This window comes from Sorangium sp. So ce117, assembly GCF_051524395.1.
In the GTDB taxonomy this organism is placed as follows: domain Bacteria; phylum Myxococcota_A; class Polyangia; order Polyangiales; family Polyangiaceae; genus Sorangium; species Sorangium cellulosum_B.
On sequence record NZ_CP150309.1, the window covers coordinates 2,414,349 to 2,436,766 of the forward strand.

At 70.7% G+C, this 22,418-nt stretch carries 17 protein-coding genes; 12 read left to right on the forward strand and 5 right to left on the reverse strand.

All coding sequences use genetic code 11. The features are described 5' to 3' along the window. The first annotated feature begins 40 nt into the window (after window positions 1-40). The gene (locus WMF46_RS09010; protein ID WP_437985250.1) at window positions 41-3,268 is read left to right on the forward strand and encodes an efflux RND transporter permease subunit; all 3,228 of its coding nucleotides are present in this window, start codon (window positions 41-43) and stop codon (window positions 3,266-3,268) included. 70 nt (window positions 3,269-3,338) lie between these two features. On the opposite strand, the gene WMF46_RS09015 is transcribed toward WMF46_RS09010, so the two are convergent. Continuing rightward, a complete protein-coding gene (locus WMF46_RS09015) occupies window positions 3,339-4,493 on the reverse strand; it encodes a S1C family serine protease (protein ID WP_437985251.1) in 1,155 nt (384 codons plus the stop codon). Window positions 4,494-4,608: 115 nt separating this feature from the next. On the opposite strand from WMF46_RS09015, the gene WMF46_RS09020 reads away from it, so the two are divergent. From WMF46_RS09020 to WMF46_RS09050, 7 genes are all read left to right on the forward strand, one after another. After that, complete coding sequence (locus WMF46_RS09020) at window positions 4,609-6,321, forward strand: DUF885 domain-containing protein (protein ID WP_437985252.1); 1,713 nt, start codon at window positions 4,609-4,611, stop codon at window positions 6,319-6,321. A gap of 126 nt (window positions 6,322-6,447) precedes the next feature. Further along, the gene (locus WMF46_RS09025; protein WP_437985253.1) at window positions 6,448-6,975 is read left to right on the forward strand and encodes a hypothetical protein; all 528 of its coding nucleotides are present in this window, start codon (window positions 6,448-6,450) and stop codon (window positions 6,973-6,975) included. A gap of 275 nt (window positions 6,976-7,250) precedes the next feature. After that, on the forward strand, window positions 7,251-7,703 hold the full coding sequence (locus WMF46_RS09030; protein ID WP_437985254.1) for a hypothetical protein: 453 nt from the start codon (window positions 7,251-7,253) through the stop codon (window positions 7,701-7,703). A gap of 274 nt (window positions 7,704-7,977) precedes the next feature. After that, window positions 7,978-9,121 (forward strand): peptide chain release factor 2 gene (gene prfB / locus WMF46_RS09035; RefSeq protein ID WP_437985255.1). Its coding sequence is split into 2 segments (ribosomal slippage): window positions 7,978-8,046 and window positions 8,048-9,121, totalling 1,143 coding nucleotides; the frame shifts between segments, so codons are not numbered across the junction. Continuing rightward, on the forward strand, window positions 9,118-10,839 hold the full coding sequence (gene lysS / locus WMF46_RS09040) for a lysine--tRNA ligase (protein ID WP_437985256.1): 1,722 nt from the start codon (window positions 9,118-9,120) through the stop codon (window positions 10,837-10,839). The genes prfB and lysS overlap by 4 nt, the downstream gene beginning before the upstream one ends. Next, the gene (locus tag WMF46_RS09045; protein WP_437985257.1) at window positions 10,836-12,998 is read left to right on the forward strand and encodes an FtsX-like permease family protein; all 2,163 of its coding nucleotides are present in this window, start codon (window positions 10,836-10,838) and stop codon (window positions 12,996-12,998) included. Before lysS ends, WMF46_RS09045 begins: the two co-directional genes overlap by 4 nt. A 7-nt stretch (window positions 12,999-13,005) precedes the next feature. After that, on the forward strand, window positions 13,006-13,740 hold the full coding sequence (locus WMF46_RS09050) for an ABC transporter ATP-binding protein (RefSeq protein ID WP_272101325.1): 735 nt from the start codon (window positions 13,006-13,008) through the stop codon (window positions 13,738-13,740). On the opposite strand, the gene WMF46_RS09055 is transcribed toward WMF46_RS09050, so the two are convergent. From WMF46_RS09055 to WMF46_RS09065, 3 genes are all read right to left on the reverse strand, one after another. Continuing rightward, window positions 13,729-15,810 carry an FAD-dependent oxidoreductase gene (locus WMF46_RS09055; RefSeq protein ID WP_437985258.1) on the reverse strand — a complete coding sequence of 694 codons (2,082 nt, stop codon included), beginning with the start codon at window positions 15,808-15,810 and terminating at the stop codon, window positions 13,729-13,731. The genes WMF46_RS09050 and WMF46_RS09055 overlap by 12 nt on opposite strands. 196 nt (window positions 15,811-16,006) lie before the next feature. Further along, on the reverse strand, window positions 16,007-17,050 hold the full coding sequence (locus WMF46_RS09060) for an arginine N-succinyltransferase (RefSeq protein WP_437551099.1): 1,044 nt from the start codon (window positions 17,048-17,050) through the stop codon (window positions 16,007-16,009). Between the two features lie 187 nt (window positions 17,051-17,237). Next, on the reverse strand, window positions 17,238-17,981 hold the full coding sequence (locus tag WMF46_RS09065) for a shikimate dehydrogenase (RefSeq protein ID WP_437985259.1): 744 nt from the start codon (window positions 17,979-17,981) through the stop codon (window positions 17,238-17,240). Window positions 17,982-18,130: 149 nt separating this feature from the next. On the opposite strand from WMF46_RS09065, the gene lepB reads away from it, so the two are divergent. Then, window positions 18,131-18,865 carry a signal peptidase I gene (gene lepB, locus WMF46_RS09070; RefSeq protein ID WP_437985260.1) on the forward strand — a complete coding sequence of 245 codons (735 nt, stop codon included), beginning with the start codon at window positions 18,131-18,133 and terminating at the stop codon, window positions 18,863-18,865. Between the two features lie 9 nt (window positions 18,866-18,874). Here the strand turns inward: lepB and ftsH are convergent, their stop codons facing one another. Next, complete coding sequence (gene ftsH / locus WMF46_RS09075; RefSeq protein WP_437985261.1) at window positions 18,875-20,698, reverse strand: ATP-dependent zinc metalloprotease FtsH; 1,824 nt, start codon at window positions 20,696-20,698, stop codon at window positions 18,875-18,877. Window positions 20,699-20,900: 202 nt separating this feature from the next. Here ftsH and WMF46_RS09080 point away from each other — a divergent pair, with 202 nt between their 5' ends. The 3 genes from WMF46_RS09080 (at window position 20,901) to WMF46_RS09090 (ending at window position 22,401) form a co-directional block, all read left to right on the forward strand. Next, a complete protein-coding gene (locus WMF46_RS09080) occupies window positions 20,901-21,422 on the forward strand; it encodes a hypothetical protein (RefSeq protein ID WP_437985262.1) in 522 nt (173 codons plus the stop codon). A gap of 65 nt (window positions 21,423-21,487) precedes the next feature. After that, window positions 21,488-21,730, forward strand: coding sequence for a hypothetical protein (locus tag WMF46_RS09085; protein ID WP_272101334.1), 243 nt, complete (start codon window positions 21,488-21,490; stop codon window positions 21,728-21,730). A gap of 2 nt (window positions 21,731-21,732) precedes the next feature. Beyond that, window positions 21,733-22,401 (forward strand): sigma-70 family RNA polymerase sigma factor, encoded by a 669-nt coding sequence (locus WMF46_RS09090; RefSeq protein ID WP_437985263.1) that lies wholly within the window; start codon window positions 21,733-21,735, stop codon window positions 22,399-22,401. The last annotated feature ends 17 nt before the right edge of the window (window positions 22,402-22,418 follow it).

Below are 22,418 nucleotides of genomic sequence, written 5' to 3' on the forward strand. Positions count from 1 at the left end.
AGCGCACCGCGCGCCTCATTACTGAAGAAAGGTAGCGACCATGCAATGGCTCGCGGCAATCTGCATCCGTAGGCCGGTTTTCGCCTCGGTGATCGTCCTGCTCCTGACGGTGCTCGGGGCGTTCTCCTACTTCGGCCTCGGCGTGGACCGGTTCCCCAAGGTCGAGTTCCCGTTCATCGTCGTGACGACCGTCCTCCCCGGCGCCGCGCCCGAGGAGGTCGAGACGGAGCTCTCCGACAAGATCGAGTCGGCGGTCAACACGATCAGCGGCATCGACGAGCTGCGCTCGGCCTCGGTCGAGGGGCTCAGCCAGGTCATGATCTCCTTCCAGCTCGAGAAGGACGTCGACGTCGCCGCGCAGGAGGTGCGCGACAAGGTCGAAGGCATCCTCGCTGATCTGCCGGAAGGGATCGAACCGCCGGTGGTCGGCAAGCTCGATCCGGACGCCGCGCCGATCCTCACGCTCGCCGTCTCGTCTCCGAAGGCGGACGTCCGCTCGGTGACCGAGTTCGCCGACAAGACGCTCCGGCGCGAGCTGGAGTCGCTCGCCGGTGTCGGACAGGTGCTGCTCATCGGCGGCCGGAGCCGGCAGATCAACATCTGGATCGATCCGGAGAAGCTCGAGAAGTACGCCCTGACCGGCGGCGTGGTGGCCCAGGCGCTGGCGAGCCAGAACGTCGAGATCCCGGCCGGCCGGATCGAGCAAGGGGGCAGGGCGCTCACCCTGCGGACGCGCGGCCGGGTGCAGTCGGTCCAGCAGATGGCGGACATCGTGCTCGCGAACCGCGACGGCTACTCCGTTCGGCTCGGCGACGTCGCGGAGGTCCAGGACGGCATGGCGGAGCCGGAATCCGCCGGCTTCCGCGGCCTCGATCCTGCCGTGCTCCTCAGCATCCGCAAGCAGAGCGGGACGAACACCGTCGAGGTCATCGACGGGCTGAAGGCGCGGATCAGCGAGGTGGAGAAGCGCCTCCCCGAGGGGTACAGCATCGCCGTCGCCCGCGATCAGTCGGAGTTCATCAAGAACTCGGTCCACGCCGTCAAGGAGCACCTCGTGCTCGGCGCGGTGCTCGCCGCGATCATCGTCGCGCTCTTCCTCGCGAACGCCCGCAGCACGCTCATCTCGGCGATCGCCATCCCGACGAGCATCATCTCCACGTTCGCCCTGATGAAGGTGGCGGGCTTCACGCTCAACGGGATCACGCTCCTCGCGCTGACGCTGGCGGTCGGCATCGTGATCGACGACGCGATCGTCGTCCTCGAGAACTGCTACCGCTGGATCGAGGAGAAGGGCGCGAGCCCGTGGGAGGCGGCGCTCCAGGGCACGAAGGAGATCGGCCCCGCGGTGCTCGCGACGACGCTCTCGCTGATCGCCGTGTTCCTCCCGGTCGCGTTCATGAGCGGCATCGTCGGCCGCTTCCTGAACTCGTTCGGCCTCACCATGGCGTTCTCGATCCTGGTCTCGCTGATCGTGAGCTTCACGCTGACGCCCATGCTGTCCGCGCGATGGCTGAAGAAGCCGGAGAAGCACGACGCCAGCAGCTCCAAGGAGTCGCGCTTCTACGGGCCCATCGAGCGCGGCTACATGGCGATCCTCCGCTGGTCGATGGCGCACCGCTGGGTGATCGTGCTCGCCTCGCTCCTGGCGCTGTTCTCGATCCCGGTGCTGGGGGGCATGGCCAAGTTCAACTTCCTCCCGGTCGAGGACGAGTCGCAGTTCCAGGTCAGCATGCGCGCGCCCGAGGGCGTGAGCCTCGACGGGACGCGCGTCATCGCCACGCGGATCGCGTCGGACATCGAGAAGCTCCCCGGCGTGCTCTACACGCTGACGACGATCGGCGACGATCCGCAGAAGACGCCGAACCTCGCCACCATCTACGTGAAGCTCAAGCCGGCGGATCAGCGCGCGCTGTCGCAGCAGGACCTCATCGATCGCGCTCGCCGCGAGCTCACGCCGCAGTTCGACGCGGAGAAGCTCCGGGCGAACATCGGCGTCGTGCCCGCCTTCTCCGGCGGTCAGAGCACCCAGATCGCCTATCAGGTGCAGGGCCCCGACCTCCAGAAGATCGGCGTCTACTCCGACGCGCTGCTGCAAAAGCTCAAGGCGATCCCGGGCGTCGTCGATCCGGACACCTCGCTGCTCGTGGGCAAGCCGGAGATCCGCGTGGTCATCGACCGCAAGAAGGCCGCCGATCTCGGCGTTCAGGTCGGCGACGTGGCCAGCACCCTGCGGCTCCTGGTCGGCGGGTACAAGGTGTCGACCTACAACGAAGGCGGGGAGCAGTACGAGGTGCGCGCGCGCGCGCTGTCGAGCTTCCGCTCCGACAAGGAAGGCCTCGCGAAGATCACGGTGCCGTCGACCAAGCTCGGCGCCGTGACGCTCGACAACGTGGTCTCGTTCGCCGAGGGGACAGGCCCGTCGCGCATCGAGCGGTACAACCGGCAGCGGCAGGTCATGCTGACCGCCAACCTCGAGGCGGGCTACTCGCAGCAGACGGTCATCCAGGAGCTCGACAAGGCCGCCGCGGAGATGAACCTCGCGTCCGGCTACTCCGCGGGCCCGGTCGGCGCGTCGAAGGAGCTCATCAAGATGATGAAGAGCTTCCTCGTCGCCCTCCTCCTGTCGCTGGTCTTCATGTACCTCGTGCTCGCGGCGCAGTTCGAGTCGTGGCTGCACCCGATCACGATCCTCCTGTCGTTGCCGCTGACGGTGCCGTTCGCGTTCATCGCGGTCATCATCTTCCGGCAGTCGCTCAACATCTTCTCGCTGCTCGGCATCGTCGTGCTGTTCGGCGTCGTGAAGAAGAACTCGATCCTCCAGATCGATCACACGATCAAGCTGCGCGAGCACGGCTTGCCGCGGGCGCAGGCCATCCTTGAGGCGAACCGCGACAGGCTCCGGCCGATCCTGATGACCACGCTCGCGTTCGTCGCCGGCATGATCCCGCTCGTCGTCTCGAGCGGCGCGGGCTCTGGCACGAACCGCGCGACCGGCTTCGTGATCATCGGCGGGCAGACGCTGGCGCTCCTCCTGACGCTGCTCGCGACCCCGGTCGCCTACTCGCTGTTCGACGACGTCTCCTCGTGGCTCAAGCGGATCCTGCCCTTCATGCGGGGCAACGACGACCAGGGCGATCCGCGCGGGGCGGGGGAGGGCGGCGTCGCTCCGGCGGGGGATGGGGTCGCCGCGGCGGGGCACCGCGGCGCCGCGGCGCGCGCCGCCGTCGCGCACGACGCGGGCCGGCCGGCGTCGGCGCAGCTCGACTAGCGGCACCCAGACCGCGCTCCGGGGCCGCGGCGCGCCGCGCCCGGCCCCCTTCGCTACCGCGGCGAGGCGCTCACTGCGCTTCGCCGTGGACCTTGCGCAGGATCACCTCGAGCAGCCCGTCGAACGCGTCGCGCATCGCCCAGGCCTGGGCGGCCTCGTCGTCGAGGCCAGCCGCCTTGCGGCGTCCCTCGACGAGCGCGTTCTTCGGGCCCCTGCACGCGGGGCCGAGCCGGCGCTCCATGTCGAGCGAGGCGCCCGCGTAGACGTGATAACACGACGCGAAATCCCCCTGGTTGTAGAGGGGCGAGCCGACCTGGATCGCGCCGTCCATCGTGCGCGCCAGCACGAGCAGGTCACCCTCGGTGCAGCCGCGGAGGATCGCGAGCGCATGGTGAGGCACCGCTCGCTTGACCGCCGGCAGCCCTTGCTCTTCGTCGGCCGTCTCGGCGGCGAACGTCGAGAGCGGGACGGGATCGGGGCGCACGAGCAGCCGCTTGAGGTAGTCGGCGGGCACGCCGAAGTTGAGGTTCTGCCCCTGCGTCGAGACCGCCGCGGCGACGCCGATCACCTCGCCGTGATCGTTGAACAGCGGGCCGCCCGAGGAGCCTGGCGCGATCGGCGCGGAGATCTGCAGCAGCGTCAGCTCCGGATCCACGACGCGGACCGCGCTCACGAGGCCGTTCGACACGGTGTCCGCGAGGCCGAGCGGATGGCCGATCGCGACGACCGGATCGCCCGGGCGGACCGCGCCGCTGTTGCCGAGGGAGAGCAGCGGGAGCCTCCGAGGCGCGTGGATCCGGACGATCGCCAGATCTCGAGCCTCGTCGAACGCGAGCACCTCGAGCACCGGGTGCTCGCTCTGATCCGAGAGGACGACCTTGAGGTCCGGCATCCCGGCGACGACGTGGAAATTCGTCGCGATCCAGCCGTCCTCGCGGACGAGGAAGCCCGCCCCGAGCGAGCCATCGCCGCGGATCGTGACGACCGCCGGCATGGCGCGCGCCGCGATCTGCGCTGGCGTCATCGCCGCGGGCTGTGACGCGGAGGTCGCCGGCTGGCTCGCCGAGCTCGCGGTGCAGCCGAGCGCCGCGATCGCCGCCGCGGCGACGAGCGCCGAGACGCGCGGCCAGGCGCGCCGCTGCGGGGGACGGGGGCGCGATGGAGGAGCGGCGCAGGAGGGCCGGTCGTCGTCATGGAGCTCGCCTGGCAGGCTGCGGTGGTTCATGTCGCTCCCCGAGGCCGCCGCGTGAGCGACCTCCCTCCAGCAAGCGTAACGAAGACCCGACGGATCGTCTCGCGCGCCCGGAGAAAATCGGGTCGTGGCCGCATATGCTGTCGCGGTGAGCCAAGACCACGACGCGCGTGATCCTATCTTCGCCCTCAGCGACGAGTTCGTCGAAGCCTTCGCTGCCCGCTGTCCCGCCCATGCCACCCTCGCGGGCATCCCCTGCGACGAAGGCGCCTGGAACGACTGGAGCCCGAGCGGCGCCGCGTCCTGGGCCTCCACGGTCGCGTCCTTCCAGGAGCGGCTCCGCTCGCTGCCGCCGCCGCGCCCCGGGGCGGAGGCGCGGTGGGGTCGCCTCGCACGCCGTGTCATGGCGGATCACCTGGATGAGCGGCTCGACGATTTCCGTCACGGCGAGCACCTGCGCGATCTCAACAACATCGAGTCGGCGTTCCAGCACCTCCGGATGGTCTTCGACCTCATGGATGTCCACAGCGCCGCCGGCTGGGAGGCCATCGCGTCGCGCCTGGAGGGGCTGCCGCGCGCGTGCGACAGCTACCGCGCTTCGCTCGAGGAGGGGCGCCGGACGGGCCAGCTCGTCGCGCGTCGCCAGGTGTTCGCCGTGATCGAGCAGGCGCGCTACCAGGCGGGCGACGCGTCGTTCTTCCTCACGCTGCCGGCCGCTCACGAGGCGTCGGGGGGCGGCACGAGCGCCGGCCGCGCGCGCGTCGCCGACGGCGTCGAGCGGGCGCGCGCCGCGTTCGGCGCGCTCGCCGGCTACCTGGAGCAGAAGTACCTGCCGAGCGCGCGCGCCGCGGACGCCGTGGGAGAGGAGCGCTACCTGCGCCTCGCGCGCCGCTTCCTCGGCGCGAGCATCGACCCGATCGAGACCTACGCCTGGGGGTGGTCCGAGGTGCACGCCATCGAGGGCCAGATGGCGCGCCTCGCCGGCGAGATCCTCCCCGGCGCGTCGCTGTCCGAGGTGATCGATCTGCTCATGACCGACCCCGCCCGGTGCGCGCAGGGCGCCGACGAGTTCCTCCGCATGATGTCCGAGCGCCAGCGAAAGGCGCTCGCCGATCTCGACGGCGTCCATTTCGACATCCCGGCGCCCATCCGTCACATCGAGGTGAAGCTCGCTCCGCCGGGCGGCGCGCTCGGCGCCTACTACGTGCCCCCGAGCGACGGCTTCAAGCGGCCCGGCACCGTCTGGTATGCGCCCGGCACGAAGCAGGCGTTCCCGCTCTACGAGGAGATCACCACGGCGTACCACGAGGGCTTTCCTGGCCATCACCTGCAGTGCGCGCTCCAGGTGCACCTCGATGACCGGCTGAGCCGGCTCCACCGCTTCCTGGTGACGAACTCCGGCCACGCCGAGGGGTGGGCCCTCTACGCCGAGCAGCTCATGTACGAGCTCGGTTATTTCGAGCGCCCCGATTACGTGCTCGGGATGCTCGCGGGCAAGCTGACGCGCGCCTACCGCGTCGTCCTCGACATCGGCATGCACCTGGAGCTGCCGATCCCCCGGGACGCGCCGCTCCACGCCGGCGAGCCCTGGCGCTACGAGATCGCCGTCGAGTACCTCCACCGCCGGGCCTTCCTCCCGCTGGAACACGCGCACAGCGAGGCGACGCGCTATCTGGGCTGGCCGGGGCAGGCGATCTCCTACAAGGTCGGCGAGCGCGTCGTCCTGGAGCTGCGCGACACGCTGCGGCGCCGCCACGGCGAGGCCTTCGATCTGAAGGCGTTTCACGCCAGGGTGATCGGCTCCGGGTCCGTCGGGCTCGACCACCTGCGCGAGATCGTGCTCGACGACGCCGCGCACTGAGCGTGCGTCAGACACGCGCTCGCCAGACACACGCTCGCCAGACACGCGCTCGTCAGACACGCGCGTGCCGCCCGCCCGCCCGCTTCGCGCCTCGACGCGCGGCCACGCGCGTGCCAATCGACGCGGGTGAGCGCTCCCCCAGCGAACGAAGCCCCCGAGGCGCGGCCGGACGGCTCGGACCTCTGCACCGCGTGTGGCCTCTGCTGCACGGGGCTGCTCTTCGACGTCGCGCCGCTCGAGGAGCACGAGCTCCCGCGGGCCGAGAAGCTGCGCCTGCCGCTCGCTTGCAATCGGTACCACGACGCCTTCAGCCTGCCGTGCCCCTGCCACCTCGACCGGAAGTGCACCGTCTACGAGATGCGCTTCTCCGTGTGCAGCAGCTACGAGTGCGGCCTGCTCCGGCGCTGCAAGGCGGGCGAGGTGCCGCTCGGCGAGGCGCTGTCCCGCGTCGAGCGCGTGCTGCGCCTGGTGGACGACGTGCGCACGCGGGTGCCGCCGCTCGTGCCGCCGCGCCCGCTCTGGGACGAGGCCCGCGAGCACATCCGCCGGCGTGACGCCGAGGACCCGTCGCCGGCGTGGCAGGGCGAGCGCGGCGCGCTCGTCGCCGCGCTTGGTGAGCTCCGGGTCGCGTGCAGGGAAGGGCTCGATCCGTAGCGCCGGCGCCTCGCGAGGGCCGCGGAGCGCGGGAAATGGTCTTTCCCATGTCGGGGCGCTCCAACGTGCTTTGGAGATCTCCCTCTCTCTGTCCTGCAAAGATCTCCAGGCCCCCCAAGGACACCGACGAGCGCGGAGATTCCCATGCTTCGTCCAGGCCGAGCGTGATCCGCCCTCGGCTGCGCGGGCAGCGCCCTCGTCAACATGCTTGTCTCGGCCTCCCGGCGGCAGGCTCCAGGCCGTATATACGACCCATGGAACCGACGATCCGCCGGATGACCAACAAGTATTCTGCCATCGCTGCAGTGATCAGCTTCGTCACTCAGCCCATTCCCGGCGCAGATGAGTTGATCGTGGTTCCCATTCATTACTCCTTCTCCGTGTCGCTGACCCGGCGCCGGGGCGTGCCGCTCCGCAGGGCTCCGTGGCTGCAGGTGAGCAAGATCATCTGGGGTGGAGCGGGCGTAAGGCTCTTCGCCAACTTCACGCTCGGCCTCGTCCCGGTCGCCGGTCTCTTCTCCAATGCGGTCACCGCCGTCGCCTTGACGGAGTTCCTGGGCCGCTACCTCGACGCCGCGCTGAGCAGCGAGGCGCCGCCTCCCGCGGTCTCCATCAGGGCCATCAGGGATGCCCTGCGGAACCCAAGGCAAGCGCGGAGCGCTCAGCGGTTGTGGTCCAGGATTCGCCGCGCCGTCCGGGAATCCGCCCCTGCGCCGACTCCTGGTTGAGGCGCCTTGTCCCGCTGGACGGGAAGCTCGGAACTCGCGCGGCCTCGGGGCGCCCGGCGGTCGTGACGCGGTCCACGGCCAAGGAATCCGCGGCGCCGGGTCATCCGCCGCACCCCCTCCCGCCTGCGCGCCGCGTTGACGAGCGCGTCGCCGGCGCGCCCAACGTGGACCCGGTGTGGAGCCGGCGTGGAGCCGCCTCGGTCCGCCCGCGCGCGGCGGTCTCGCCTGGCGTCTCTCCTGGCGATCGCCGCCCAGATCGAATAGATCCCCGGCCATGCTCTCCGAGACCCGCGAGAAAGTCCTCGACATCAAACGGCGCTTTGAGGCGCTAAGGGGGCATCTTTGACGTCCCCAAGCTCGAACGGATGCTCCAGGATCTGACCCAGACGACGCTGTCGCCGGGGTTCTGGAACGATCAGGAAAAGGCCCAAGCCGTCCTCCGCAAGCGCGCCCAGGTAGAGTCGAAGCTCGAGGTAGCGCAGCGGCTCGGCCGCGAGATCGAGGATCTCGCGGAGTACCTCGAGCTCGGCGCTGCCGAGGGCGACGAGGGCGTCATCGCCGACGCCGACGCGCAGGCCGACGCCATCGCCGGGCGCCTGCGCAAGGTCGAGCTCGATCGCATGCTGTCCGGCCCCGCCGACCGCGGCAACGCCATCGTCAGCATCCACCCGGGCGCCGGCGGCACCGACGCGAAGGACTGGGCGTCCATGCTCCTCCGCATGTACCTGCGCTTCTGCGAGCGCCGCGGGTACAAGACGGAGATCATCGACTACCAGGACGGCGACGAGGCCGGCATCGACGCCGTCACCCTCACGGTGAGCGGCGACGCCGCCTACGGCTATCTGCGCTCCGAGGCCGGGGTCCACCGCCTCGTCCGGATGAGCCCGTTCAACGCCGATCACACGCGCCAGACCGCGTTCGCCGCCGTCGAGGTCACCCCGGACAGCGACGACGAGATCAACATCCAGGTGAACGAGAAAGACATCGAGATCACGACGATGCGCGCCGGCGGCAAGGGCGGGCAGAACGTGAACAAGGTCGAGACCGCCGTTCGCCTGCGGCACCTCCCGACCGGCCTCAACATCGTGTGCCGCGCCGAGCGCAGCCAGCACCAGAACCGCGCGATGGCGATGAAGGTCCTCAAGGCGAAGCTGTACGAGATGGAGCTCCAGAAGCGGGATGCGGAGGTCCAGGCCTACAACGCCGCGAAGAGCGCCATCAACTTCGGCAGCCAGATCAGGAACTACGTCCTCGCGCCCTACCGGCTCGTCAAGGACGTGCGCACCTCCACCGAGGCCACCGACGTGGACGCCGTCCTCGACGGCGATCTCGAGGGCTTCATCGAGGCCTACTTGCTCGCCGCGGCCGGCGGTTCGCTCCGGAAGGGCGGCTCCGTCGCGGAGGACGAAGCTCCGTGAGCCAGCAAAAAGACAGACCGAACGACAAGAAGACCGAGCGGCTCGTGAAGGAGGCCGCCGAGGCCGCGCGCGCCGAGGAGACGCTGATCGCCACCCGCAAGGCGAAGGCGGCCCGCCTCCGCGCCCGCGGCGACAACCCGTTCGCCAACGACGTCACGGAGGGCGAGCCGCTCGTCGAGCTCGCGGCCGTCCGCGCCCGCTTCGACGGGGCGCGGGCCGCGGCCGAGCCGAGGCCCGAGGGCGCGGCGCCCGAGCGATCCGCCTCCTCCACGGCGGATCGCTACGATCCGGCGCGCGTCGAGCCGGTCCCGCTCCGCGTCGCGGGCCGGGTCCTCTTCGTGCGCTCGTTCGGCGGCGTCACCTTCGTCCGGCTGCGCGACCGAACCGGCGAGCTCCAGCTCTACTGCGAGCAGGGGATCCTCGCCGATTTCGAGCGGCTGGAGGACATCGATCTCGGCGATTTCGTCGAGGCCCACGGCGTCGCGATGGCGACGCAGAAGGGCGAGCTCTCGATCCGCGCAGGGCGCCTCCGGCTGCTCACGAAGGCCTACCGCCCGCTGCCGACCAAGACGAGCTTCAAGGACGTCGAGTCGCGCTACCGCATGCGGTACGTCGATCTCGTGGCCAACCCGCACGTCGCGGGGGTCTTCCGCGCCCGCACCGCGATCGTCGCCGCGCTGCGCGAGTTCCTCGACGCGCGCGGCTTCCTCGAGGTCGAGACCCCGACGATGCACACGCTCGTCGGCGGCGCGGCCGCGAAGCCGTTCAAGACCCACCACAACGCGCTCGACCTCGAGCTCTTCATGCGCATCGCGCCGGAGCTCTTCCTGAAGCGGCTCGTGGTCGGCGGCTTCGAGCGCGTCTACGAGATCGCGCGCTGCTACCGGAACGAGGGGCTGTCGACGCGGCACAACCCCGAGTTCACGATGCTCGAGTACTACCAGGCGTACGCGACGTACGAGACGCTGATGGACGCCACCGAGGCGATGCTCCGCCACGTCGACGCCCGCCTCGCCGAGCGGCTCCCGGTCGAGCACGCGGCCTGGGCCGCGCAGCGCACGTACTCGCTCGAGCGCTTCGAGCGCGTCCCCATGGCCGAGGGGATCGCCCGCGCCCTGGCGAAGTCGGGCCTGCCGGCCGACGTCCCGCAGCGCGTCGCCGCGGACGACGCCCCGATCAAGGAGTGGGCGAAGGCGGCGAAGGCGAGCGGGCGCGAGATCGACTGGACGAACTTCCGCGCGGGCGCGAAGAAGTGCGAGTCGCCGGGTGAGCTCGTCTTCTGCGCCTACGAGTACGTTGTCGAGCCGTTCCTCACGAGGGACTACCGCACGGAGGCGGGCGACAAGAGCGTCCCTGTCTTCATCATCGACTATCCCTTCGAGGTCTCTCCGCTCGCGCGCAAGAAGGACAGCGATCCTTCGCTGGTCGACCGCTTCGAGCTCTTCATCGACGGCCGCGAGCTCTGCAACGCCTTCAGCGAGCTCAACGACCCCGAGGACCAGGACGCGCGCTTCCGCGCGCAGGTCGAGAAGAAGGCGCGGGGCGAGGAGGAGGCGATGGATTACGACGCCGACTACGTCCGCGCCCTGGAGCACGGCCTCCCGCCGACGGCGGGCTTCGGCATGGGGGTCGATCGCCTGACGATGCTCCTCACCGGCGCGACCTCCATCCGCGACGTCATCCTGTTCCCGCTCCTCCGTCCCGAGACCGACGCGTGATCGAGCTCTCCAGGTCGTTGCAGGCGGCGCTCCTCGCCGCCGTTGCTCTGGGCATCGTCCTGCTCGCCTGGCGGGGCTACACCCGCTTCGACAAGAAGGGCGAGCTGGAGCCACGGCGTCCCGGCGTCGTGCGCGTCGGGGTCGTGGTCGCTCTCACGGGCGCCAGCCTGCTCGCGCTCACGCTCATCGCGTCCAGCGGGCGCGCGAAGGGCCTCGCGCCCATCGGCGCCTTCTTCGCGGGCAATACCCAGCTGATCGCCCAGCTCGTCGCCACGCTGATCGTGGGGGGTGCCCTTCGGCTGTTCCGGGCCAGGATGGCTGCGGACAACGCCCGGTGGCTCTCCGGCAGGTGGGGGTCCAAGGCCCGCGTGGGGCTCCGCGTGCTCGGCGCGATGTCCCTGATCGCCGCGCTTGCGATCGTCGTCCTCTGGGTCGCGGTCCTGCCCATCCAGCCGACCTTCCGGTGGATCCTTGGAGGCATCCTGTTCGGCGCGGGCGCGGGCTATCTGGTCGCCGGGAGCCGCCCCGTCCGCAGGGGGCTCTATCGCGCGCTCGGCTGGTGGTGGGGCGCGCTCGTGGGCGTTGGCTTCGGCGTCACCGCGACGCTCACGGCCAGGATGCCCGTCGGGAAGGGCGCGTCGTTCAATTCGACGGATCAGATCATCCGCTTCACCGCGCTCGTCTCGAGCGTCGTCTTCCTGTTCTTCGTGCTGTCGGCGCTCCTGCCGCTCGCCCTCGACGCGCTCGAGCGCCGGAGCTTCGTGCCCCACGTGGCCGCCCGCCATGTGCGCGCCTCGAAGAGCGGCTTTCTCACGGTCATCTCGGTCCTGTCGATGGCCGGCGTCGCCGTCAGCTCGTGCGCCCTGTGCTCGGTGACGAGCATCATGGGCGGCTTCGGCGCCGACCTGAAGCGCAAGATCCTCGGCAACAACGCGCACATGGTCGTCGACGCCTCCCGCCCTGGCGGCTTCGGCAACTGGGACGACAAGCTCACCCAGGTGCGCGTCGCGCTCGCGCCCTACGGAGGCGCCGCGACCCCGGTCGCGGCCGGCGAGGCGATGGGCTCCAGCGCCTCGAACACCGCGGGCGCGCTCGTCCGCGGCATCGATCCGGACACCATCGGGCAGGTCATCGACCTCGCCAAGAACATCGAGGTCGGCAGCTTCGACTACCTGCGCGAGCCCGAGAAGCTGACGAGCCTGCCTCCCGAGGAGATCATCGGTCGAGGTCCTGGCGGGGAGCCGTACTTCAAGGGGCCGGACTTCCGCCAGCCAACGGACGTCGACCCGTCGGTGCGCGACTACCTGAAGCTGCAGACGCGCGTGTACCCGGGCGTCATCATCGGCCGCGAGCTCGCGAAATCGCTCCACGTGCTCGTCGGGGACGAGGTGACCCTCCTGTCGCCGATGGGCGAGCTCGGCCCGACCGGCGTGATGCCGCGCTCCCGCAGGTTCCGCGTCGCGGCGATCTTCTATAGCGGCATGTACGAGTACGACGTCACGCACGCGTACGTCTTGATGGAAGAGGCGCAGAAGTTCTTCAGCCTCGACGACAAGATCACCCATATCGACATCCGGGTCCCGGATCCCGAGCGGGTGCAGGAGGTCCGCCCGGCCGTGGAGGCGGCCGTCGCCGCGAGCGCCGCGCTCGACGAGGCGCCGGAGGGAGGAAAGCCGCCGCCGCAGCTCCGCGTCCGCGACTGGATGGAGATGAACAAGAACCTCTTCAGCGCGCTCAAGCTGGAGAAGATCGCGACGTTCATCATCCTGTCCATCGCCATCGCGGTCGCGAGCTTCTGCATCGTCTGCACGCTGCTCCTCATGGTGACCGAGAAGGGCAAGGAGATCGCCGTCCTGAAGGCGCTGGGCGCCTCGGACAACGCGGTGATGCGCGTGTTCATGCTCGAGGGCGTGATCATCGGCGCCATCGGCACGATCTACGGTGTCGGCACCGCGCTCGCGGTCTGCACGGGCCTGTACTGGTTCGGTGTCCGGCTCGATCCGGACGTCTATTACATCGACCGGTTGCCCGTGAACGTGAACCTCTCCGACTACGCGATGGTCGCGGTCGCGTCGCTGCTCATCTGCACCATCGCCACCATCTATCCGGCCCGCGCCGCCTCGAGGCTCTCTCCGGTCGACGGGCTCCGCTACGAGTAATCACTCCATGTCCACTCCGCTCGTCGTCGTCGAAGACCTCCGCAAGACGTTCGTTCACATGGGCCGCGAGCTCCACGTGCTCTGCGGCATCGACATCGTCATCAACCAGGGCGAGGTCGTGGCGTTCGTGGGCCCCTCCGGCGCCGGCAAGAGCACGTTCCTCCACTGCATCGGCACGCTGGATCTCCCGACGAGCGGCCGTATCCGCCTCGGCAACGACGAGCTCACCGGCCTGCCGGGCTCGCGGCTCGCGGCGATCCGGAACCGGACGATCGGCTTCGTCTTCCAGTTCCACCACCTGCTCCCCGAGTTCAACGCGGTCGAGAACGTGATGATGCCGGGCCTCATCCAGGGGAAGACCCGCCGCGAGATGGAGCCGCTCGCGCGCTCGCTGCTCGCCGAGGTCGGGCTCGCGGCGCGCGCGACGCACCGGCCGGGGGAGCTGTCGGGCGGCGAGCAGCAGCGCGTGGCCCTGGCGCGGGCGCTCGTCCTGTCGCCGAAGCTCCTCCTCGCCGACGAGCCGACCGGGAACCTCGACACCGCGACGAGCGACTCGATCCACCAGCTGTTCTTCGAGATGAACCGCAAGCACGGCACCACGATCGTGGTTGTCACGCACAACCTCAGCTTCGCCGAGTCGATGCCGCGCGTGGTGACGATGCGCGACGGGACGATCGAGAGCGATCGCATCGGCAGCGAGCGCGCCGCGGCCCTCGGGTACCGCGACGGCTCAGCCGGATAGCCGCTCGCTCAGGAGCTCGGCCGCGCGCAGCGACATGGCCATGATGGTCATCTGCGGGTTCACGCCGAGCGACGAGGGGATCGCGCTTCCATCGCACACGTAGAGCCCGGCGACGTCGTGCGCCTGGTGGTCCGGCCCGAGGCACGATGACCGCGGATCCACCCCGATACGGCACGTCCCGAGCGGGTGGAACGCGGCCACGTCGAGGTCCCCGGCCTGGATCTGCCGCGCCTTGAGCCGCTCCAGGTCCGCGGGGCCGTTCACCTCGTCGCAGCCGGCGACGAGCGGCAGGACGCGCCGCGCCCCCGCGGCCAGGAACACCTCGCAGAGCAGCTCGACCCCTCGCTTCATCTTCGCGAGGTCCTCCCCGTTCATCGTGTAGAGCACGAGCGGCGTGCCGCCGATCCCGGGCCTCACCTCGCCGCGGCTCGTGTCCTTGATCATGAACCCGAACGTCGCGAGGTGCGGGTACCGCTCCATCAGCTCCGTGTAGCGGTGTCCCGTCCAGGGCACGGCCAGCGCGGCGACGTCGAACGGGAGCGAGCCTCCCTCGAACATCAGCCCTTCATCGGCGAAGTGGTCGATCTGGTAGCCCTGCGGGATGCCTTGCCACTGATCGATCCGCTCATCGAAGAGCGCCATCACCTTCGACGCCGGGTGGATCGAGAGGTTCTTTCCCAGCGCGCCGCTCGACAGGCACGCTCCGCTCCGGCGCAGGAGCAGCGGCGTCATCAGCGCGCCGCCGGCCACGACGACGGCCTCCGCCCTCACCACGAGCCGCGGCCGCCGCCGTGCGCCGCTCGCCGCGCGGTCGCCGTTGCCTTCGGCCCTCGTGTCGCCGCCGAGCACGGCGGTCGCCCCTCGCGCGCGGCCCGCCACGATGTCGATCGTCCTGACACGCGCCGCCGTGATGAGCTGCGCGCCCCGCTTCAGCGCCTCGGGCACGTAGCTCACGTCGGTCGAGCGCTTGGCCCCCGTGGGGCAGCCGAAGCAGCAGATCCCCTGCCCATCGCAGTCCGGCGCGTTGCGCTGGAGCGGCCCGTGCCGCAGCCCGAGCCGCTCCGCCCCGCACCGGACGATCGGCCCGATCGCCCCGAGGTGAAGCGGGTCGGCGGGGGCGACCTGGAGCATGCGCTCGACGCGCTCGTAATAGGGAGCGAGCCCGCCGGACGAGAACTCCGCAGGGAGCCCCATGCCGTCTCGCCACGACGCGAAGGTGCTCTCCGGAGCCCGGTAGCAAGTACCGGAGTTGATCACGGTGCTCCCTCCGACGGCGCGCCCCGCGAACACGGGGATATTCACGTTGCCGAGCGTCATGTCGAGCCCGTGGTCGCGGTACATCTCCCGGTAGGCGCGCGCGGGCCGTCCGGTGAAGCTCGAGCGGCGGTGGAAGTCGCCCTCCTCGAGCATGAGCACCGCGTGTCCGCGCGACGCGAGCTCGTAGGCCGCGGCCGCTCCGCCGGCGCCGGTGCCGATCACGAGGACCTCGCACTCGAGCTCCAGGTCCTCCTCGACCTCGCGCCCGTCGGTCACCTGCGCGAGCCAGCGCGGCGCCTCGTCGCGCACCGTGGGCAGCTCGTAACGGCAGCCGACGTGCTTGAACATCTCGGGCCGGTCGTAGTGGACGAACCTGAGCGGCGTGAGCGCGGCGCGGAGCACCGAGCGCAGCGTCCGCGCCCGGCTCTGCTCGAAGCCGCGGAGCACCTCCATCCGCTCCTCGAGCGGCAGCGCCGACAGCGGCCTGAGCCGGAACGGAAGGGGAGCGAGCTCTATCGCCCACAGCGCCGCGCGCACCCCCTGCGCCAGGTGCGGCGGGATCGAGCCGAGCCAGGCCGCGAGTCGGCTGGCGGTCGCGGCGCCCGCGCCGTCGAGGAAGCGGCCGGGCGGCATCGCCGCCTCGGCGAGCGCGGCGGCGATACGCATCTCCCGCCCAGAGAGCCTGGGCGCCGCGCCGTCCTTTGCCTCGGGGGCCCTCTCCGCGCCGGCATCCTCCCTCGGTGTCCCGGGCCAGCGTTCCCTCCGCTCCAGCGCGGGCAAGCGCCCGAAATCGAGGTCCAATCCAAGGGTCATGGTCCTCCCAATCGCTCGTGAAAACTTCTGTTAATTCTGTAGCAACAGAATCATCGCGATGCAAGGCGGGCTGATCCGCTGGTGGACGTGGCGCGCAGGCGGGCTGATCCGCTGCTCTCGCGTGTGCTGGACGTGTCGCACAGGCGGGCTGATCCGCTGGTCTCGCGCGTGCTGGACGTGGCGCGCAGGCGCCCTGTCACGGCATCGGCAGGACCCAGATCGGCGAGCGAGGCTGGAGCTCCAGGTGCTTCCAGGCGTCCTCGGCGATCGCCATGCCGAGCTCTCCCTCATCGCGGAGGCTCGCGGCGACCGCGCGAAAATAAGGGGCGTCTGGGCGCTCGATCGCGAGGATGCCCTTCGGATCCGACGGGCTCGGGGTGAACGGGCGGCCCGCCTTCGCCCGGCGCGTATCGCTCACGAGCGAGATTTCGTCCATGCGGGCGGTGAAGTGCGGCCCTCCGTCGAACGGATCGACCCTGTGAGCGTAGCGGAAGCCGACGCGGCGGAGCAGCTTCTCCACCCCCCGGGTCTGCGCCCCGACCTTCCCGATCACGCGCTGCGCGTCCTCGGGCAGCAGCGAGGCGTAGATGGTCCCCTCCGGGAAGAGCCCCTTGATGAACTCCTTGTTCTTCTTGGAGAGGAGATCCGCGTCGGCATAGCTCATGTCGGTGAACTTGCGCCCGAGCGCTTCCCAGAGGTGGCTTGTCCCGTCCGGCTCGAGCGGGGGCATCAGCTCCGCGAGGATCTCGTCCTGGAACAGCGCGGATCGCGCGGCCATGTAGAGGAAGCGAACATAGGAGATCATCGTGCCGAGCCGCTCGGGCCCTTGCCGGTACTCCGGCATGAGCACGAGCCCGCCGATCTCCGTGGGGCCGTTGTACGAGTAGCCGATGCGCAGCACGGTATGATGGAAGTGCTTGTCGATCGTGGCCGAGTACTTCTCCTCGTCGAGCACGTCGAAGAAGATGTAGGGGATGCCGCGCCGGCCGAGCTGCGCGATGATCATCGACGTCCCGACGATCATGCCCTTGTCGCCCTTCGTCAGGTCGACGAGCACGAAGACGTATTGGCGGAGGCGGGGATCCTGGATCGCTCCGTTGAAGCTCTTGTGGCTCTCGGCGACGATCTCGTGGATTGCGTCACGGTTGTTCGGCAGGTTGACCGAGTTCAGGTGGCGCGCGACATAGAGGAGCTGTTCCTCGTCGCCGGTCACGGCTGCGCGTATCTCGAACGAGATCATCGCCGGAAGCCTACGCGTGGCGCCCGCCCTTCGCCATTGCTCCGGAGGCCGCGCGCACGGCGCAGAGCGGCGATCGCCGCGCACCCTGGCCGACCGGACAGCGCGAGCCTGCCGCAGGACGTCGCGCGCGTCAGCCGAGCTCAGCGCGCGACGCTTCGTCCGTGGCGTCGAGCGGCGGCTCCGCGCGTCAGCCGAGCTGAGCGCGCAGCGCTTCGTCCATGGCGTCGAGCGGCGGCTCCCGCCCGGTGTACAGCCGGAACTGCTCTGCAGCCTGGTGGAGGAGCATCCTCCCGCCGTGAACGGCGGTCGCTCCGCGCCGACGCGCCGCCGCCACGAGCTCCGTGATCATCGGTTTGTACACGATATCCATCACCAGGAGACCTTCCCGCAACCACTCCTCCGGGACAGGGCTTCGCGGATCGACCTCGGCCATGCCGAGCGACGTGGCGTTCACGAGGACGCCGTGGTCGGGCGAGAGCGCCGCTGCGTCGAGCGGCGCGGCCGCCCCGCCGATCGCCGCCGCGAGCCGCCGCGCCTTCTCGAGATCGCGGTTCGCCACCGTGACGCTGGCGCCGCGCTCCGCGAGCCCGAACGCGACAGCACGCGCCGCGCCGCCGGCGCCGAGGAGCAGCACCCGCGCGCCCACGAGCCGCGTCACCTCCTCGAGCGCCCGCACCGCGCCGATCCAGTCGGTATTGTAGCCCCTGAGGCGCCCGTCGTTGTTCACGATCGTGTTGACCGCGCCGATCCGCTCGGCGACGGGATCGAGCTCGTCGAGCAATGGAATTACCGCCTGCTTGTAGGGCATCGACACGCCGAGGCCGCGGATCCCGAGCGCGCGCATCCCGCGCGTCGCGCCTTCAACATCGGTCACCGCAAAAGGGATATAGGTAAAATCGAGTCCCAGCGCGCGGTAGCCGGCGAGGTGCATGGCGGCCCCTGTGGTTACCGGATGACGCGACATTGATCCGCAGAGTGTGAGGCGGCCCAGAGCTTGGGAGAGTGGTGCAGTCGATGAAGTGCAGCCGTGCATGCAGCGAAGCTGGCTTGTCTCGAGCGCGGATGCTAGCCCCGCCAGAGATGAGCGAGCCCAGCGTTCCCCGGCCGGCGGTGGAGGCCGCGGCGGTGTGCCTCCAGCCCGACAAGGCCGGACTTTTCATGCTTCGATCCGATCGCGCGCTCGCGCGGCGCGCCTACCAGACGGTCGCGCCGTTCGGGCGGAGCCTGCTCAAGATCCTCGCGGCGCTCGCGATCCTCACGATGGGTCGCTCGACCCTCGCGGACCAGTACCACGTGCCCACCGGCTCGATGTGGCCGACGATCGCCCCCGGCGATCGCATCCTCGTCGACAAGGTCGCCTACGGGCTCCGCGTCCCGCTCACGGATCACTACCTGTTCGAGCGCAGCGGGCCGAGCGCCGGCGACGTGGTGCTCTTCGCGGATCCGCGCGGCGGGTCCACCCTCCTCGTCAAGCGGGTGATCGCGCTCCCGGGCCAGACGGTGATGCTCCGGCAAGGCGTGCTGTACGTCGACGGCGCGGCGCAAGCCATCGAGCAGCTCGTGGACGGCACGAGGGTGGAGCACCTCGGCGAGGTCACACACGCGGCCGGCGAGCCCGACTTCGACGCGTTCGGTCCGGTCGTCGTCCCGCCGGACCACCTCTTCGTGATGGGCGACAACCGCGCCGCCTCGCTCGACAGCCGGGCGATGGGGGCGGTGCCGAGAGAGCTCCTGCGCGGCCGCGTGCTCCGCGTCGTCTATCATCATGACGCCGCGGGCTTCGATCTGTCCCGCGCGCTGCGGAGCGTCGACTGAGCGGCAGCTCTAGGCTTCCCCGCTTGCCACCATCTCCCTGAGCTCATCGCCGCTCAGGGTCTCGACCTCGTAGAGTCGGGCGGCGACGCGCTCGAGCGTCGGCCGGTGCCCCTGGATCAAAGCGCGCGCCCGCGCCTCCGCGTCCGCGAGGATCCGCGCGACCTCCGCGTCGATCGCGCGCGCGGTCGCGTCGCTGCACTCCCGCGGCCCTGCGCCGGACGGCATCGCGCCCTGCGCTTCGCCGAGGAACGACAGCGGCCGGCGCGGATCGAGCGCCGAGAGCCCGAGCCCCTGGCCCATCCCGAGCTCGCGGACCATGCGACGCGCGAGCTCGGTCGCGTTGAGCAGATCGTCCTGCGCGCCGGTCGAGAGGTCTCCGACGGCCTCCTCCTCGGCGACGCGCCCGCCCAGCAGCACGACCAGCCGATCGAGGATCTCCTGCCGGCTCCACAGGTAGCGATCCTCGCGCGGCTGCTGGATCGTGTACCCGAGGGCGCCCGGCCCCCGCGGCACGATGGACACCTTGCGCACTGGATCCTGCGTCGGCAGCAGCGAGGCGGTCAGCGCATGCCCCACCTCGTGGTAGGCGACGACGAGCTTCTCGCGCGCTCCGAGCCGCCTGCCGCGGCGCTCGAGCCCCGCGAGCCCGCGCTCGATCGCCGCCTCCAGATCGCTGTGTCCCACCGCCTCCGCGCCGCGCCGCGCCGCGAGCAGCGCCGCCTCATTGACGATGTTCGCGAGGTCGGCGCCGACGAGCCCCACGGTCTGCGCGGCCACGGCGTCGAGATCCGCGCCAGGATCGAGCGCCACCTTCCTCGCGTGCACCGCGAGGATCTCCTTCCGTTCGGCGAGGTCGGGCCGATCGATGTGCACCCGGCGGTCGAACCGCCCCGGCCTGAGCAGCGCAGGATCGAGGATCTCGGCGCGGTTCGTCGCGGCGATCACGACCATGGCCGTGTGCGCGTCGAACCCATCCAGCTCGGTGAGGAGCTGGTTGAGCGTCTGCTCCCGCTCGTCGTGGCCGCCGACGGATCCGCCGAGGCCGCGCACCTTGCCGACCGCATCGAGCTCGTCGATGAACACGAGGCAGGGCCCCTTCTCGCGCGCCTGCGAGAAGAGGTCGCGCACGCGCGCGGCGCCGACGCCGACGAACATCTCCACGAACTCCGATCCGCTTGCGCTGAAGAAGGGGACGCTCGCCTCTCCCGCGATCGCCCGAGCGAGCAACGTCTTGCCCGTGCCGGGCGGCCCCACGAGGAGCACCCCTCTGGGCATCCGCCCGCCGAGCTTCTCGTAGCGCTCGGGCGCTTTGAGGAAGTCGACGATCTCGCCGAGCTCCGTCTTTGCCTCGGCGTTGCCGGCGACATCGCGGAACGTCGCAATAGCGCCCTGCTCCTCGTAGAGCCGCGCCTTGTGCTTGCCGAAGGCGGTCGCGGCACCCGAGATGGTCCCTGCCGTCGTCGCACGGCGTGACGCGAGGTGGCCCATCGCGGCCAGACCGGCGAGCGGCAGCAGCAGCCAGAGGTACGGCGGCAGCCCCAGCTCGTCCGCGACGCGCGTGTACGGGATCCCTCGCCGGTCGAGATCGGCGAGCAGATCCTTCTCGGTCTGCTCGATGCGCCCCGTGCGATAACTCTGCGGCGCGCGCGCGCTCAGGCCGGGCACCGCGCGTCCGATGTACATGTCGTCCCGGATCTCGATCTCGGCGAGCTCTCCGCTCTCCGCGAGCGAGCGGAAGCGCGCGTAGGGGATCCGGCCGTCGGACGCCGCCATCACCTGAAGCAGCAACGCCGAGCCGAGCACCAGGACGAGAACAATCCAGAGCGACCGCATGCTCCCGCCTCCGCACGGACGAGCGACATGGCCGGCGAGGCCGACCTGTAGTCACGGTGCGCCCTGCACGGAGCCTGCCAAGGCGGCCCGTGCACCCTCGCGGCAAGCGCGGCGAGCCGAGGCGTCGCTCGATCCGCCGCGCAGCGCCGAGCGCGCCCGGCGCGGCATGGACGCCCGGCGCGAGCCGATCAACCCTCGCTGCATGGGGAGAGCTCTTTTCTTGATCATGGTCACGGGTCCGTTGTCGACGTTGCTGCTCGGGTGCGGAGGGGCCTCGCCGCCTCCGATCGAGCAGCCCGAGCCCGCGCGGTCGGAGGAGCCGTCGCTGCCGGCCGAGCCCACGTGCGATGCCGCCCAGGGCGCCGAGGCGCGGGAGGCAGACGCGGAGCCCGCCGCGGCGGCGCCGGCGCCGCCGCGTCGCGACGACTCGGTGCCCGACGACTACGCGCTCATGCATGGCGACTGCGTGGATCTGGGCAAGCGGCTCACAGCGCTCACGCGCTCGGAGCAGGTCGCGGCGCTCAGCGCCAAGCTCACGGCGGAGCAGCGGGGCGAGACCGAGAAGAAGATCGACGCCGTCGCGGCCACGCTGGGGGAGCAGTACGCGCAGTCGTGCGAGCAGAACGTCGGCAAGAGCGTGGATCCGAGGTCGCTCAAGTGCGCGTTCGACGCGCGGACCGTCAGGGCGTTCGAGGCCTGCCTCAACGAGCCGCCGTCCAAATGACGCATCGGTGACGCGGCGAGCGGCGGATGACGGCGCGCTCGGTGGAGATATAATGGGCGTCGCCCATGGACGCTTCGCTCCTCGATGACCCCTGGATCGCCGCTCAGGTCGACGCCGCCGTGGCGCCTTACGTGGGGCGCCTGCCCGCGCACGAGATCGCGTGGATGCGCGAGCAGCTCGCGGAGGTCTTGCTGCACGACGAGGAGGCGAGCCGCCTCCTGCGGCGCGCGCATCCGCGCGAGGTCGACGAGAGCGGCGAGCGGGCGTTCGGGGTGCTCGGCGCAGCGGGGCGCGCCAAGGCGGGATAGCGGTGCGCACTCCGGAAGACCGGCTCCTCGCCGAGGGGCTCGACCTGCTTCAGCTGGTCGCGAAGCGCATCGCGCGCCGTCTGGGCCGCCGTATCCCGGTGGAGGACCTCGTCGCGCTGGGGCACCCGGCGCTGCTCGAGATCGTGCGGACGCACGATCCGAGCCGATCCACCTTCGAGGCCTACGCCAAGCGGAAGCTCCGGTGGGCCATCTTCGACGGCGTCCGGAGGGAGACGCGCTGGCGTTCCGCGGCCGCGCGGGCCAGCGCGCTCGCTGCGTCGGCGCGCTTCGCCGAGGGACGCGGGGCGGACGACGACGCCGACGCGCCTGCCACGCAGGAGGCCTACGCCGCGCGGCTCGGCGATCTGCTCGCCGGGCACGCGGCCGCGATGGCGCTCGGCCTGCTCTCGGGTCACGGGGACATCGCCGCCGTCCCCGACGCCGCGGACGACCCGGAGGAGCGCGCCTCTCGCGCCGAGCTCGCGCAGGCCGTGCGTCACGCCGTGCGCGAGCTCCCGGAGCGCGAGCGCACCCTCGTGGAGCGCCACTACTTCGACGACGAGCGCTTCGATCAGATCGCGCAGGATCTCGGGATCAGCAAGAGCTGGGCGAGCCGGCTGCACAGCCAGGCGATCGAGCGGCTGGGCGAGCTGCTCCGCACAGCGCGCTGAGGCGCGGGCGCCTCGCC